General features: G+C 72.7%; 11 protein-coding genes. 4 read left to right on the plus strand and 7 right to left on the minus strand.

Annotation, left to right across the window (positions count from 1 at the left end; translation table 11 throughout):
• Positions 1–6 precede the first annotated feature (6 nt).
• Positions 7–2,418, minus strand: a complete 2,412-nt coding sequence (locus O7619_RS14180) for a Tex family protein (RefSeq protein ID WP_282288262.1) — start codon at positions 2,416–2,418, stop codon at positions 7–9.
• 154 nt (positions 2,419–2,572) lie between these two features.
• On the opposite strand from O7619_RS14180, the gene O7619_RS14185 reads away from it, so the two are divergent.
• Both O7619_RS14185 and dgt read left to right on the plus strand, forming a co-directional pair.
• Complete coding sequence (locus tag O7619_RS14185) at positions 2,573–3,850, plus strand: nucleotide sugar dehydrogenase (protein ID WP_348774380.1); 1,278 nt, start codon at positions 2,573–2,575, stop codon at positions 3,848–3,850.
• 45 nt (positions 3,851–3,895) lie between these two features.
• Complete coding sequence (gene dgt / locus O7619_RS14190; protein WP_282288267.1) at positions 3,896–5,407, plus strand: dGTP triphosphohydrolase; 1,512 nt, start codon at positions 3,896–3,898, stop codon at positions 5,405–5,407.
• Positions 5,408–5,431: 24 nt separating this feature from the next.
• Here dgt and O7619_RS14195 read toward each other — a convergent pair whose 3' ends face one another.
• The 6 genes from O7619_RS14195 to O7619_RS14220 all read right to left on the minus strand — a co-directional run bounded on the left by O7619_RS14195 (position 5,432) and on the right by O7619_RS14220 (position 12,802).
• Entirely contained in the window at positions 5,432–6,577 is a 1,146-nt protein-coding gene (locus O7619_RS14195) for an MBL fold metallo-hydrolase (RefSeq protein WP_282288268.1), read from the minus strand.
• 108 nt (positions 6,578–6,685) lie between these two features.
• Entirely contained in the window at positions 6,686–7,663 is a 978-nt protein-coding gene (locus tag O7619_RS14200; protein WP_282288269.1) for an SDR family NAD(P)-dependent oxidoreductase, read from the minus strand.
• Positions 7,660–8,844: a zinc-dependent alcohol dehydrogenase gene (locus tag O7619_RS14205; RefSeq protein ID WP_282288271.1), complete on the minus strand. Its 1,185-nt coding sequence runs from the start codon at positions 8,842–8,844 to the stop codon at positions 7,660–7,662. Before O7619_RS14205 ends, O7619_RS14200 begins: the two co-directional genes overlap by 4 nt.
• Before the next feature lie 532 nt (positions 8,845–9,376).
• Entirely contained in the window at positions 9,377–10,138 is a 762-nt protein-coding gene (locus O7619_RS14210) for a succinate dehydrogenase/fumarate reductase iron-sulfur subunit (protein WP_282288273.1), read from the minus strand.
• Complete coding sequence (locus O7619_RS14215; RefSeq protein WP_282288276.1) at positions 10,135–12,069, minus strand: fumarate reductase/succinate dehydrogenase flavoprotein subunit; 1,935 nt, start codon at positions 12,067–12,069, stop codon at positions 10,135–10,137. Before O7619_RS14215 ends, O7619_RS14210 begins: the two co-directional genes overlap by 4 nt.
• A 1-nt stretch (position 12,070) precedes the next feature.
• Positions 12,071–12,802: a succinate dehydrogenase cytochrome b subunit gene (locus O7619_RS14220; RefSeq protein ID WP_282288278.1), complete on the minus strand. Its 732-nt coding sequence runs from the start codon at positions 12,800–12,802 to the stop codon at positions 12,071–12,073.
• 35 nt (positions 12,803–12,837) lie between these two features.
• Between O7619_RS14220 and O7619_RS14225 the strand changes: the two genes are divergently transcribed.
• Positions 12,838–13,770: a LysR family transcriptional regulator gene (locus O7619_RS14225; RefSeq protein WP_282288281.1), complete on the plus strand. Its 933-nt coding sequence runs from the start codon at positions 12,838–12,840 to the stop codon at positions 13,768–13,770.
• Positions 13,771–13,893: 123 nt separating this feature from the next.
• Entirely contained in the window at positions 13,894–14,907 is a 1,014-nt protein-coding gene (locus O7619_RS14230) for a potassium channel family protein (protein ID WP_282288282.1), read from the plus strand.
• The last annotated feature ends 18 nt before the right edge of the window (positions 14,908–14,925 follow it).

Raw genomic sequence — 14,925 nt, forward strand, 5'->3', positions numbered from 1 at the left:
GCCGGATCAGAGCAGGCCGGCCCGCCGGAGGGCGTCGGCCATCGCGCTGTCGGCGGGCGGCCTCGCGCCGTCGCGCCCCTGGCGTCCCTGCCCGCCGCGTCCCTGCCCGGGCTGGCCCTGCCCGCGTCGACCGTCCTGGCCCTGGCCGCCCCGGCCCTGGCCGGTTCGAGCGCGGTCGCCGCGGTGCTGCCGGTCGGCGTCGGCCCGGCCGCCGCCCCGCCCGGCTCCGGGCTCCGCCTCGTCGTCCAACCGCAGGGTCAACGAGATCCGCTTGCGCGGCACGTCCACGTCGAGCACCCGCACCTTCACCACGTCGCCGGACTTCACCACGTCGCGCGGGTCCTTGACGAACGTGTACGACATCGCCGAGACGTGCACCAGCCCGTCCTGGTGCACCCCGACGTCGACGAACGCGCCGAACGCGGCCACGTTGGTGACCACGCCCTCCAGCACCATCCCGGGGGTGAGGTCGCTGATCTTCTCGACGCCCTCGACGAACGTCGCGGTGCGGAACTCCGGTCGCGGGTCCCGACCGGGCTTCTCCAACTCGGCCAGGATGTCGGTGACCGTGGGCAGGCCGAACGTGCCGTCGACGAAGTCGGTGGCCCGCAGGCCGCGCAGGATCGCGGATTTCCCGATCAGCGCGCGCAGGTCCTGCCCGGTGCTGGCGAGGATGCGCCGGACCACCGGGTACGCCTCGGGGTGCACGCTGGAGGAGTCGAGCGGGTCGTCGCCGCCGGGGATGCGCAGGAAGCCGGCGCACTGCTCGAACGCCTTCGGCCCGAGCCGCGCCACCTTCTTCAGCTCGCCCCGGGTGCGGAACGGCCCGTTGGCGTCCCGGTGCAGGACGATGTTCTCCGCCAGGCCGGCGCCGATGCCGGAGACCCGGGTCAGCAGGGGAGCGGAGGCGGTGTTGACGTCGACGCCGACGGCGTTGACGCAGTCCTCGACCACGGCGTCGAGGGAGCGGGACAGCTTCACCTCGGACAGGTCGTGCTGATACTGCCCGACGCCGATCGAGCGCGGGTCGATCTTCACCAGCTCGGCGAGCGGATCCTGGAGGCGGCGGGCGATCGAGACCGCGCCGCGCAGCGACACGTCAAGCGTGGGCAGCTCCTGCGAGGCGTACGCGGAGGCCGAGTAGACCGACGCGCCGGCCTCGGAGACCATCACCTTCGTCAGGCCGAGCTGCGGATGCCGCGTGATCAGTTCACCGGCGAGCTTGTCGGTCTCCCGGCTGGCGGTGCCGTTGCCGATCGCGACCAGCTCGACGCCGTGCGCCGCGGCCAGCGTCGCGAGCGTGTGCAGCGAGGCGTCCCACTGCCGGCGCGGCTCGTGCGGATAGATCGTGTCGGTGGCGACCACCTTGCCGGTGGCGTCCACCACCGCCACCTTCACCCCGGTCCGCAGGCCCGGGTCGAGACCCATGGTGGCGCGGCTGCCGGCGGGGGCGGCGAGCAGCAGGTCGCGCAGGTTGGTGGCGAAGACCCGGACGGCCTCCTCCTCGGCCGCCTGCCACAACCGCATCCGCAGGTCCGCGCCGAGGTGGATGAGGATCCGGGTACGCCAGGCCCAGCGCACCGTGTCGGCCAGCCACCGGTCGGCGGGCCGCTGTCGGTCGGTGATGCCGAACCGGCCGGCCACGGCGGCCTCGTACCGGCTGGGCCCGGTGGCCGCGTCGGCGTCGTCGTCGGCCTCCGGGGCCATGGTCAGCTCCAGCACGCCTTCCTTCTCGCCCCGGAACATGGCGAGGATCCGGTGCGAGGGAAGCTTCGGGTACGGCTCGGCGAAGTCGAAGTAGTCGGCGAACTTCGCGCCGGCGGACTCCTGGCCCTCGCGTACCCGGGAGACCAGGCGGCCCCGCGACCACATCTGCTCGCGCAGCGTGCCGATCAGGTCGGCGTCCTCGGCGAAGCGCTCGATCAGGATGGCCCGGGCCCCGTCCAGCGCGGCGGTCGCGTCGGCCACCCCCCGGTCCGCGTCGACGAAGCCGGCGGCGACCGTCTTCGGGTCCTGGGCCGGGTCGGCGAGCAGCGTGTCGGCGAGCGGCTCCAGCCCGGCCTCGCGGGCGATCTGCGCCCGGGTCCGCCGCTTCGGCTTGTAGGGCAGGTAGATGTCCTCCAGCCGGGACTTCGAGTCCGCGGCGAGGATCTGCGCCTCCAACGCCTCGTCGAGCTTGCCCTGGCCGCGGATCGACTCCAGCACCGCGGCGCGTCGCTCGTCCAGCTCGCGCAGGTAGCGCAGCCGCTCCTCGAGCGTGCGCAGTTGCGCGTCGTCGAGCAGGCCGGTGGCCTCCTTGCGGTAGCGGGCGATGAACGGCACGGTGGCGCCGCCGTCGAGCAGCTCGACGGCCGCCCGCACCTGGCGCTCGGCGACGCCGAGTTCCTCGGCGATCCGCTGGTGCACAGACTGAGTCACGATCCTGATCCGCCTTCTCGGGTGGGTTCGTCGAGCATTCTGCCCGCTCGGGTCGGACGCCGCGCACCGCGGCGCTCCCGCCGGCGACCGATATCCCGAAAACGGACTTCCGGTCTCAGAAACCCCTCTAGCCTCCAACCAGGTGTTTTCCTACGTGTCGGGAGTCCGGGTGAACGCTGAGAAGGTAGTCGTCATCGGCCAGGGGTACGTCGGCCTTCCGCTGGCCATGCGGGCCGTCGAGGCCGGCTTCGAGGTGGTCGGCCTGGACGTCGACGCCGACCGGGTCAAGCGGCTCGCCTCCGGCGAGTCGTTCGTGGAGGACATCCCCACCGACCGCCTCGGCCGCGCGCTCAGCAGCGGTCGCTACCGCCCGACCACGGAGTACGCCGACGCCGAGGGCTTCGACGTCTGTGTGATCACGGTGCCGACGCCGCTGCGCGACGGCACCCCGGACCTGAGCTACGTGGAGCAGGCCGGCATCCACGTCGGCCCGTACGTGCGACCGGGCGCCACGGTGGTGCTGGAGTCGACGACCTACCCGGGCACGACCGAGGAACTGCTCCGTCCGCTCCTGGAGACGGCCAGCGGGTTGCGCGCCCCGGGCGACTTCCACCTCGGCTACAGCCCCGAACGCATCGACCCCGGCAACCCGACCTGGCGGCTGGAGAACACGCCGAAGGTGGTCTCCGGCGTGGACGCCGACGCGCTGGAGCGGGTGGACGGGTTCTACCGCCGGATCGTGGCCCGGACCGTGCCGGTGTCCTCCACCCGGGTCGCGGAGCTGACCAAGCTGATCGAGAACACGTTCCGCCAGGTGAACCTGGGCCTGATCAACGAACTCACCATGCTCTCCCACGGCCTGGGCATCGACGTCTGGCAGGCGATCGACGCGGCCGAGACGAAACCGTTCGGGTTCATGCCGTTCCGGCCCGGCCCCGGCGTCGGGGGCCACTGCCTGCCGATCGACCCGTGCTATCTGTCCTGGCAGGTCAAGCGGCGGCTGGGCCGGCAGTTCCGGTTCATCGAGCTGGCGAACGACGTCAACCACGAGATGCCCGAGCACGTCACGCGACGGATCATGGCCGGGCTCAACCGCAGCGGTCGCGCCATCAGCGGCGCCCGGCTGCTGCTGCTCGGCCTCGCGTACAAGAAGAACACCGGCGACATGCGCGACTCGCCCGCCGCGGACGTCGCCCGGCGGCTGTGCGCCCTCGGCGCGGACGTCCGGGCCGCCGAGCCGTACGCGGAGGAGCACCACATCCCGGCCGGCGTGCTCGTCGTGCCGCTCACCGAGCGGGAGGTCGACGCCGCCGACGCGGTGGTCGTCACGACCGACCACGACGTCTTCGACTACGACATGGTGTCCCGCCGGGCCCGCTACGTCTTCGACGCCCGTAACCGGTGCGCCGGCCCGGCCGTCGAGCGTCTCTAGGAGCACCCTGCCCCGGCCGTCGCCACCTGCGCTAGCGTGGCGATCATGGAGGCACCTGCGGACCCCCGGGCCCGGCGGCTCTTCGGGGGCAGCGCCCGGGCGCTCGGCGACCTGGCCGCGAGCCCGTTCCGGGCCGACCGGGACCGGATCGTCTCGTCGCCGTTCTTCGCCCGGCTCAACGGCGTCACCCAGGTGATCAGTCCCGGCGGCTCCGGACTGCTGGTGCACAACCGGCTCACCCACAGCCTGAAGGTGGCCCAGGTGGCCCGCGCGATCGCCGAGCGGCTGACCGCCGACCCGGCCCACCGGGACCTGCTGGAGAAGCTGGGCGGGTGCGACCCGGAGGTGGTGGAGGCCGCCGCGCTCGCCCACGACCTCGGGCACCCGCCGTTCGGGCACCTGGGGGAGCGGGTCCTGGACCGGCTGGCCCGGCAGCGGCTCGGGCTGACCGACGGTTTCGAGGGCAACGCCCAGTCGTACCGGATCGTCACCAGCACCGAGATCCGCGGCGCGGCGACCACCGGGCTGGACCTCACCGCCGCGGTCCGGGCGGCGATGCTCAAATATCCGTGGACCCGGCTGGACCACCCCGACCCGCACCCGCGGCACCTCGACCCGGCGCCCCGGGGGGCCGCGCCGCCCCCGGACGACCCGGAGAGCGGGTCGCTGAAGTTCGGCGCGTACCGGACCGAGCTGGACGACCTGCGGGCGGCCCGGGAGCCGTTCGCCGGGCGCATCCCGGACTGGCAGCAGACCCCGGAGGCGTCCGTGATGGACACCGCCGACGACATCGCGTACGCCATCCACGACGTGGAGGACTTCTATCGCGTCGGGGTGCTCCAGCAGGGCGCGGTGGCCGCCGAGCTGATGGCCTGGCAGCGCGAGTGCGGGCACCTGCGGTCGATCACCGCCTCGGCGCTCGACACCGCCGGCCGGCGACCCGGCGCGGCGATCGAGCGGCTCCGCCGCCACCTGCACCGCAAGGACGGCTGGATCGCCGACGACGAGGCGTTCGCCGCGGCGGTCGAGCACGTCCGCGAGGAGCTGGTGGAGGGGTTGCTGGCGCTGCCCTTCGACGGCTCGATCGAGGCGGAGCAGTACGTCGCCCGGTTCTCCGCCCGCTGGTCCACCCGCTTCGTGGACGCCATCACGGTCACCGCCGAGCCGGACGTCCGGTCCGGGTACGTGCTGCTCGGCAGGGCGCAGTGGCACGAGGTGCAGGTGCTCAAGTTCGTCCACCACCGGTTCGTGCTGGCCCGGCCCGACCTGGCCCTGCACCAGCGCGGCCAGGCGCGGCTGCTGGACACGCTCGTCGAGGCGCTCTGGGAGTGGCTGCTCGACCCGGAGGAGGAGTCCCGGCTGCCCCGCCGGCTGCACGACCTGGTGGAGCTGGCCGAGGCGGAGCTGCACCCGCGTACCCCGGACCGGATCGGCCGGGCCCGGGGCCGGGCCATCGTCGACTTCGTCGCGCAGCTCACCGACGGCCAGGCCGTCGCGATGCTCGACGCCCTGTCCGGCCGGTCCGGCGCGCTGTGGACCGACGCCTTCGTGCTCTGAGCCGCCCCGGGCGGCCACGCCCGGTCAGGCGACCGCCTGCCACCAGCCGTCCACCGCCGGCGGCTCGTCGACCACCACCCGCTCGCCGGGGCGCGGCACGGCCAGCCGGACGTCCCGGGCCTTCGACTCGGCCCAGAGCCGGTCCACCGGCTCCGACCAGTCGTGCAGGGCCAGGTTGAACGTGCCCCAGTGCACCGGCACCAGCAGCTCGCCGCGCACGTCGAGGTGGGCGGCGACCGCCTCCTCCGGGAACATGTGGATGTTCGGCCAGGCCCGGTCGTACGCGCCGATCTGCATCAGCGTCACGTCGAACGGGCCGTGCTCGGCGCCGATGCCGGCGTAGCCGTCGAAGTAGCCGGAGTCGCCGGTGTAGAAGACCTTCCGCTGTGCGCCGGCCACCACCCAGGAACTCCAGAGCGTGCCGTCGCGGCGCAGACCGCGACCGGAGAAGTGCTGCGCGGCGGTGGCGGTGAGGGTCAGCCCGCCGACCCGGTGGCTCTCCGCCCAGTCCAGCTCGACGACGCGGTCCGCCGGCACCCCCCAGCGGTCCAGGTGCGCGCCGACGCCGAGTGGCACCACGAACGGCGCGGACTGGTCGGCGAGGAGCCCCCGGACCGTCGCCATGTCCAGGTGGTCGTAGTGGTCGTGCGAGATGAGGATGGCGTCGAGGCGGGGCAGCTCGTCCAGGCGGACCGGCGGCTCGTGGATGCGCCGCGGGCCGACCAGGGCCGACGGCGAGCACCTGTCGCTCCACACCGGGTCGAGCAGCACCCGGTGGCCCTCGATCTCCACCAGCGTGGAGGCGTGGCCGTACCAGACAACGTTCAGCTCGCGGGCCGGGTCGGCCGGCGCGGTGTCGGCGGGGCGCAGCACCGGCACGGCGCTGCCGGGCCGACGCTTCTGCTTGCCGAAGATTAGCTCCCGGACCAGGTTGCGGCCCGGGTCGGCGACCATCGCCGAGGTGGTCCCGGTGGGGTTGTGGAACGTGCCGTCGCGGAACCTCGGGGACCGGGCCGCCCGCTCCGCCCGCGCCCCGCTGAGCCGCCCGCCGAGTTGGGCCGGCACGTCCCGTGCCGCCCACGCCAGCCCGGCGACCGCGGCCAGCCCGGCGATCCGCCACCCCCGCCCGCCGCCGGCCCGCTCGATGTCCCGCTCCGCCCGTTCCCGCATCGCTTCCGCCCCTCCGCCGTGTTCCGCGCTCTACACGGTAGTCACGCATCCCGCCACCCGCCCACGCGAATCCCGCCGTCACCGCCGCGCGGGATTCGCACGGACGGGTCACGTCCCGGTGGATCCGGAGCGGACCGGTGGGAGCGACCGACGTACCCGGCGCCGGACGATCGAGCCCGCCGAACTGCCGATCGATCGGGCCAACCCGGCCAGGTCGGGCAGCCACCCGCCCCGCACCGCCTCGCCGGCCGGATTCGGCGCGAACACGACACCCGCGTTCGGGGGCGTCGGCCGGTTCGTCAACCCGCCGACCCGCATCAACGGCCCGACCAGCACGTCGTAGACGGCCGGCAGCGCGGTGAAACCGACCCGCATCAGCAGGTTCACCCGCCCCACCGAGATCTCCCGGCGGGGCCGGTCGGCGCAGTGCGCGATGGCCCGGGCCACCCGCTCCGGCGTGGTGATCGGCAGCGGCGGTCGCCCGATCCGCCCCAGGTAGTTCGCCGCCTGCTGATAGACCGGGGTGTCCACGCTGCCCGGTGTGACCAGGCAGACATTCACCCCGGCCAGGTCCCGCGACTCCTGCTGCAACGCCCGCGCCAGGCCGTGCAGCCCCCACTTGCTCGTCACGTATCCGCTCACGTAGGGCGCGGTGATGTGGCCCAGCACCGACCCGGTGAGGATCAGCGTGCCCCCACCGGCCCGCTTGAAGTGCCGCAACGCCACCCGCGCCACCCCGGCGGCGGCCAGCAGGTCGGTCCGGACCACCTGGTCGAAGACCTCCGCCGGGATCTCCTCGAAGCGCCCGTACGCCATCACGGCCGCGGTGTGCACCCACACGTCGATCCGGCCGGACCCGGCGACCGCGGTGGCCGCCAGCGCGTCGAGCGCGCCCGGATCGGTGACGTCGGTGGGCGCGACGCGCACGTCCGCCGCGCCGGCGTCGGCGCACTCCCGGCGTACCCGCTCCAGGGTTTGGGGGGAGCGGGCCGCGAGGACCAGACGGTCCCCGCGGCCCGCGAACTCCCGGGCCGCCGCCCGGCCGATCCCGCTGGTCGCGCCGGTGACGACCACCGTCCGGGTCACGGTGCGAGCACGACCTTGACGCAGCCGTCCTCCTTCTTCTGGAACATCTCGTACGCCTGCGGCGCCTGCGCCAGCGGCAGCCGGTGGGTCCGCAGGTCCTCCACGCCCAGCGGGTCGTCGTCGCGTTCCAGCAGCGGGATGATCTCGTCCACCCAGCGCCGCACGTGGCACTGTCCCATGCGTAGCTGGATGCCCCGGTCGAACATCTCCATCATCGGCATCGGGTCCTGCTCGCCGCCGTACACCCCGGAGATCGAGACGGTGCCGCCGCGCCGGACCGCCTTGACCGCGGCGTGCAGCACCACGAGCCGGTCCACCCCGGCCGCGTCGATCATCGGCTGGGCCAGCCTGTCCGGGAGCAGACCGGCGGCGGCCTGGGCGATCTTGCCGGCCGGCGCGCCGTGCGCCTCCATGCCGACCGCGTCGATCACCGCGTCCGGCCCGCGCCCGTCGACCAGGTCGACGAGCGCGCCCGGCACGTCGTCGAGTTGGCTGACGTCGAGCACCTCGATGCCGTGCCGGCGGGCCATGTCCAGCCGCTCCGGCACCAGGTCCAGGCCGATCACCCGGCCGGCGCCCAGGTGGCGGCCGATCCGGGCGCAGAACTGCCCGACCGGGCCGAGGCCGAACACGGCGAGCGTGCCGCCGGGCGGGGTGTCCGCGTACCTCACCGCCTGCCAGGCGGTGGGCAGGATGTCGGACAGGTAGAGCCACCGCTCGTCCGGCCCGGTCTCGGGGATCTTGATCGGGCCGAACTGGGCCTGCGGCACCCGCAGGTACTCGGCCTGGCCGCCCGGGACCGAGCCGTAGAGCGAGGTGTAGCCGAACAGCGACGCGCCCTTGCCCTCGGCGGTCACCTGGGTGGTCTCGCACTGCGCGTAGAGCTGCCGCTCGCACATCCAGCAGTGCCCGCAGGAGATGTTGAACGGGACGACCACCCGGTCGCCCTTCTTCAGCCGGGTCACTCCGGAGCCGACCTCCTCGACGATCCCCATCGGCTCGTGCCCGAGCACGTCACCCGGCTTCAGGTACGGCCCGAGCACCTCGTAGAGGTGCAGGTCGGAACCGCAGATGGCGGTCGAGGTGATCCGGACGATCGCGTCGGTCGGCGCTTCGATCCGGGGGTCCGGGACGTCCTCGACCCGGACGTCACGCTTGCCTTGCCAGGTCAGTGCCTTCATGCCTGAATGTCCCCTCCTCGGTGCCGTCCATCGGACTGCTACCCGCGAGGAGTGACTTGAACCGGAGGCGTCGCCCCGGGACGCGGCGGGTCGGCGCGGGTGCGCCGCGAGTGCCGCCGGTGCTGGCGGGAGCCCGTGGCTCCTCCGATGATCCACACCAGTTCGGTGAGGTGGCGGTATCCCCGCCTGTCCGACACCACCACTCCGCCGGAGTGGTGTGGATCAAGCCTGGGAGTCCACCACTTCGCCGAGCTGGTGCACAACCTGCTGCTCCGGTCTCCGCCCACGGTGTCCCGGACCTTTGCGCCGCCCGCCTGATGCATCTGCGTCATCAAGTTTGTAGCGGCCGAGGAGCTTACTTTCCGGACAGCACCACGCGCGCTCTACGCGCCGGCCCGCGCCGCGCGGGACCGCGCCGCGCCGGGTCGGCTCAGGCGGGATGACTGCCGGGGTTGGCGTACCTCGGGAGAACGGCGACCGCCGCGCCTTGTGGTGCGGGGCGCGGCGGTCGGGTGGGTGTGACGTTGGGAGGTCAGGAGCCGGGGGTGCCGGCGCGCTTGGTGGTGGCCTTCAGGTAGTCGCGGTTGAGTCGGCCGATGGTGTTCAGCGGGATGCCCTTCGGGCAGGCCGTGGCGCACTCGCCGACGTTGGTGCAGCCACCGAAGCCGGCCTCGTCGTGCGCGTCGACCATGCCGATCACCCGGGTGTAGCGCTCCGGCTGGCCCTGGGGCAGCAGCGAGAGTTGGGTGACCTTGGCGGCGGTGAACAGCATGCCGGAGCCGTTCGGGCAGGCCGCCACGCACGCCCCGCAGCCGATGCAGGCGGCCGATTCGAACGCGGCGTCCGCGTCGTCCTTGGCCACCGGAGTGGAGTGCGCCTCCGGGGCGCTGCCGGTCGGGGCGGTGACGTACCCGCCGGCGGCGATGATCTTGTCGAAGGCGTTCCGGTTCACCACCAGGTCCTTGACGACCGGGAAGGCGCGGGCCCGCCAGGGCTCGATGTCGATCGTCTCGCCGTCGGAGAACTGCCGCATGTGCAGTTGGCAGGCGGTGGTGCCGCGCTGCGGTCCGTGCGCCTCACCGTTGATCATGAGACTGCACGTGCCGCAGATGCCCTCGCGGCAGTCGTGGTCGAACGCCACCGGCTCCTCGCCGTCGAGGATCAGCCGCTCGTTGAGGACGTCGAGCATTTCCAGGAAGGACATGTCGGGGGACACGTCCGGCACCGGGTAGGTCACCATCCGACCCTTGTCCTCGGGGCCGGACTGGCGCCAGATGCGCAGGGTCAGGTTCACTTGTAGCTCCGCTGCGAGGGGTGGACGTATTCGAAGGTCAGGTCTTCCTTGTGCAGCACCGGTTCGCCGCCGCCGGCGTACTCCCAGGCCGCCACGTACGCGAACCGGTCGTCGTCGCGTTGCGCCTCGCCGTCCGGGGTCTGGTACTCGGCCCGGAAGTGGCCCCCGCAGGACTCCTCCCGGTGCAGGGCGTCGATGCACATCAGCTCCGCCAGCTCGAAGAAGTCGGCCACCCGGCCGGCCTTCTCCAGCGACTGGTTCAGCCCCTCGCCGTCGCCGGGCACGCGGACCCGCTGCCAGAACTGCTCCCGCAGGGCGCGGATCTCGTCGATCGCCTTGCGCAGCCCGGCCTCGGAGCGCTCCATGCCGCAGTGCTCCCACATGATCTGGCCCAGCTCCCGGTGGAACGAGTCCACCGTGCGGTCGCCGTCGACCGCGAGCAGCCGCCTGATCCGGTCCTCGACATCGATACGCGCCGCGACCGCCTCCGGGTGGCTGGCATCGACCTTCTCCAGCGGGCCGGAGGCCAGGTAGTTCGCGAGCGTGCTCGGCAGCACGAAGTAGCCGTCGGCCAGGCCCTGCATCAGCGCCGAGGCGCCGAGCCGGTTCGCGCCGTGGTCGGAGAAGTTGGCCTCGCCGATCACGAACAGGCCCGGGATGGTGGACTGGAGGTCGTAGTCGACCCAGAGGCCGCCCATCGTGTAGTGCACGGCCGGGTAGATCCGCATCGGCACCCGGTACGGGTCCTCGCCGGTGATCCGCTCGTACATCTCGAAGAGGTTGCCGTACTTGGCCTCGATGGCCGTGCGCCCGAGCCGGTCGATGGCGTCGGCGAAGTCGAGGTAGACGCCGAGGCCGGTCGGGCCGACGCCGCGCCCCTCGTCGCAGACGTTCTTCGCGGCACGGGAGGCGATGTCGCGGGGGACCAGGTTGCCGAAGGACGGGTAGATCCGCTCCAGGTAGTAGTCCCGCTCGTCCTCGGGGATCTCCCGCGGGCCGCGGTCGTCGCCCTTGGCCTTCGGCACCCACACCCGGCCGTCGTTGCGCAGCGACTCGCTCATCAGGGTCAGCTTCGACTGGTGGTCGCCGGAGACCGGGATGCAGGTCGGGTGGATCTGGGTGTAGCAGGGGTTGGCGAAGTACGCGCCCTTGCGGTGTGCCCGCCAGGAGGCGGTGACGTTGCAGCCCTTGGCGTTGGTGGAGAGGTAGAAGACGTTGCCGTAGCCGCCGGAGGCGAGCACCACCGCGTCCGCCATCTCGGTGCTGATCTCGCCGGTGACCATGTCCCGGACCACGATGCCGCGGGCCCGGCCGTCGACGACGACCAGTTCGAGCATCTCGTGGCGGGCGTTCATCTCCACGTTGCCCAGGCCGATCTGCCGTTCCAGGGCCTGGTACGCGCCGAGCAGGAGCTGCTGGCCGGTCTGCCCCCGGGCGTAGAAGGTGCGCTGCACCTGCGCGCCGCCGAAGGAACGGGTGTCGAGCAGGCCGCCGTACTCGCGGGCGAACGGGACGCCCTGGGCGACGCACTGGTCGATGATGTTGACGGAGACCTCGGCGAGCCGGTGCACGTTCGACTCCCGGGACCGGAAGTCGCCGCCCTTGACCGTGTCGTAGAAGAGCCGGTGCACGGAGTCGCCGTCGTTGCGGTAGTTCTTGGCGGCGTTGATGCCGCCCTGGGCCGCGATCGAGTGGGCCCGGCGCGGGCTGTCCTGGTAGCAGTAGGACTTCACGTGGTAGCCCTGCTCGGCGAGCGTCGCCGCGGCGGAGCCGCCGGCCAGGCCGGTGCCGACCACGATCACCGTCATCTTGCGACGGTTGGCCGGGTTGACCAGCTTCATGTCGAAGCGGTGCCGGTCCCACCGGGTCTCGATCGGGCCGTCCGGGGCCCGGGTGTCGGCGATCGGGTCGCCGTCGGTGTAGAGGTCCATGTCAGGCCACCAATCCGGTGAGTACGGCGAACGGGACCACCAGGTAGCCGGCGCAGAGCACGACGGCGAAGACCAACGCGGCGGCACGGGCCCGGCGCTCGCCCCTGGGCGTCTGCTGGCCGAGGCTGCGGAACGCGCTGAACGCGCCGTGCCGCAGGTGGAAGCCGAGGGTCACGATGGCGAGCGTGTAGAAGAGGGTGACGTACCAGCGTTCCGGGGCGAAGTCGGCGACCACGTTGCCGTACGGGTTGGCCGGGTCGCCCTGCGGGTTGAGGTGACCGGTGGTCAGGTCCAGGATGTGGTAGATCACGAAGAGCAGGGTGATCACCCCACCCCAGCGCATGGTGCGGGCCGCGTAGTTCACGTGGATCTTCCGGCGGTGCGCGTACGCCACCGGGCGGGCGGCGCGGGCCCGCATGGCGAGCACGACGGCCGCGCCGATGTGGGCGAGCACCGCCACGGTGAGGACGGTGCGCTGGATCCACAGGTACCAGGTGGCCGGCAGCAGCGGCGTGCCGATGTCCCGCAGCCAGTGCGCGTAGTGGTCGAACGAGGTCTCGCCGGTGAAGACCTTCAGGTTGCCGAGCATGTGCGCGATCAGGAACAGCACCAGGACGATGCCCGTCACCGCCATGACGACCTTCAGGCCGACGTTCGAGCGGATGGGCGACCGAGTTTTCGTGATTACCACATGACCGACGCTAGGAGCCGTACGATCAGGCGTCCAATGCATCGAAATCGCAGTGTTGATAGCCGTAAGCTATGTAGATGCAGCTCCATCAGCTCCGGTACTTCGTCGCGGTCGCAGAAGTACGACATTTCACCCAAGCTGCCGATGTCGTCGGCATAACCCAGCCGTCGTTGAGTAAGCAAATTCACGCCCTGGAGGCCGACCTGGGCGCCCCGCTCTTCGAGCGGGTAAGGGGCAACATCACGCTCACCACGGCCGGCGAGGTGCTGCTGCCGCTGGCCAAGCGGATCCTCGCCGACGTGGACACCGCCACCCGCGAGGTGCAGGAGCTGGTCGGGCTGCGCCGGGGGCGGGTCCGGCTCGGCGCCACGCCCAGCCTGGCCACCTCGCTCGCGCCCCCGGTGCTGCGCCGGTTCCGCGACGCCCATCCCACCGTCGACCTCCGGGTCGAGGAGGGCGGCTCCCAGGACCTCGTCCGCGACCTGCTCCGCGGCGACCTCGACCTGGCGCTGGTCATCATGCCGTCGGCCGGCGCCGACCCCGGGTTGCGCGTCGACCCGATCCTGCGCGAGAGCCTCGTGGTCGCCTCGGTGGATCCGTTGCCGGCCGCCCCGGCCGGCGGCGAGCTGCGCATCACCGACCTGCGCGACCAGCCCCTGGTCATGTTCCGCGAGGGCTACGACCTGCGCGACGCCACCCTCCAGGCGTGCCGGGCGGCCGGCTTCGAGCCGACCCTGTCGGTGGACGGCGGCGAGATGGACGCCGTGCTCAGCTTCGTCGAGGCCGGGCTCGGCGTCGCGCTGGTCCCCGGCATCGTGGTGGCCCGCCGGCCGGGCATCCGGGTCACCCGGCTCGTCCCGCCCGGCGTCCGCCGGACCATCGCGGTGGCCCGCCGCCGCGACGTGGTGCCCACCCACGCCGGGCGCGAGCTGCGCCGCATTCTCCTGGAGTACGTCCACGACGCCACCGCCGCCGACCAGCTCCCGGCCGGCGTGGAACCGCTCACCTGAACGCGGCCGGCGGTGGCCCTCGGGTTGCGGCGGCGGTCGCCGTACCCGACGTTGGCAGGTGGACGCCGCCGCGCGTCCGCGGAGGGTGACGCCGGGAGACGGAGAGGGAAGAACGTGGCGGGAGTGCTGCTGGTCGTCGTGGGGACGCTTGCCGTCGCGGCGGTCGTGGTGGACACCACGCTGACCACCCTGTCGCTGACCGGTGGGGCGGGCCCGCTGACCGGTCGACTCGGGCAGGGTATGTGGCGGGTGCTGTGCCGGCTGGCCGGGAAGGGGCCGCGCCGGCACCGGGTGCTGCGGTGGACGGGCCCGCTGGTGCTCCTGACGACCTTCCTGGCCTGGATCGCCGGGCTGTGGCTGGGCTGGTTCCTGGTCTTCACCGCCTACCCCGACGCGGTGCTCGACCCGCTGAACCGGCCGGCCGGGGCGTGGTCGCGGCTCTACTTCGCCGGCTTCTCGATCTTCACGCTCGGTGTCGGCGACTACGTGCCGGGCACCACCGTCGCGCAGATATGCACCAGCCTGGCGGTGCTCAGCGGGCTGTTCCTGGTCACCCTCGGCATCACGTACCTGATGCAGGTGGTGGCGGCGGTGGTGGACAAGCGGACGATCGCCGGCCACATCGCCGCCCTCGGCGACGACCCGGTCGACATCCTGCGGCGCGCGTGGACCGGGCAGCGGTTCTCCTCCATGTTCGAGCAGCACCTGACGAGCCTGACCCCGGAGGTGGTCCGGACCGGGGAGCGGCACCTGGCGTTTCCCGTGCTGCACTACTTCCACGTCGGCGTCGCCGCCAAGTCCGCGCCGGTCGCTGTCTCGGTGCTCGACGGGGCCGTGCTGCTGCTGCGTCACGGCGTGCGGGCGGAAGACCGGCCGGACCCGGGCGCGGTGGGGCCGCTGTCGCGGGCCCTCCAGGAGCTGGTGCACACGCTGGAGGACACCTTCATCCCGCCGGTGGAGAGCCCGCTGCCCGCGCCGGAGCTGACCGCCCTCGCCCACACCGGGATCCCGGTCGGTGACGAGCAGACGTACGCGCAAGCCGTCGCGCGGGCGCAGCGGCACCGGCGCAGGCTGCGCGGCTGGTGCGCCAGCGACGGCTGGGACGAGCGGGAACTGCGCCTCGCCGGGACCGACTGACGCGGCCCGCCGGACGCT

The sequence above is a fragment of the Micromonospora sp. WMMD998 genome (genome assembly GCF_029581235.1).
Taxonomy (GTDB): Bacteria; Actinomycetota; Actinomycetes; order Mycobacteriales; family Micromonosporaceae; genus Micromonospora.

Excerpts from the sequence above, each read along its gene's own strand:
- O7619_RS14220 (WP_282288278.1), bottom strand. The coding sequence starts at position 12,802 with ATGCATTGGACGCCTGATCGTACGGCTCCTAGCGTCGGTCATGTGGTA.
- dgt (WP_282288267.1), top strand. The coding sequence starts at position 3,896 with ATGGAGGCACCTGCGGACCCCCGGGCCCGGCGGCTCTTCGGGGGCAGC.
- O7619_RS14225 (WP_282288281.1), top strand. The coding sequence starts at position 12,838 with ATGCAGCTCCATCAGCTCCGGTACTTCGTCGCGGTCGCAGAAGTACGA.
- O7619_RS14205 (WP_282288271.1), bottom strand. The coding sequence starts at position 8,844 with ATGAAGGCACTGACCTGGCAAGGCAAGCGTGACGTCCGGGTCGAGGAC.
- O7619_RS14215 (WP_282288276.1), bottom strand. The coding sequence starts at position 12,069 with ATGGACCTCTACACCGACGGCGACCCGATCGCCGACACCCGGGCCCCG.
- O7619_RS14195 (WP_282288268.1), bottom strand. The coding sequence starts at position 6,577 with ATGCGGGAACGGGCGGAGCGGGACATCGAGCGGGCCGGCGGCGGGCGG.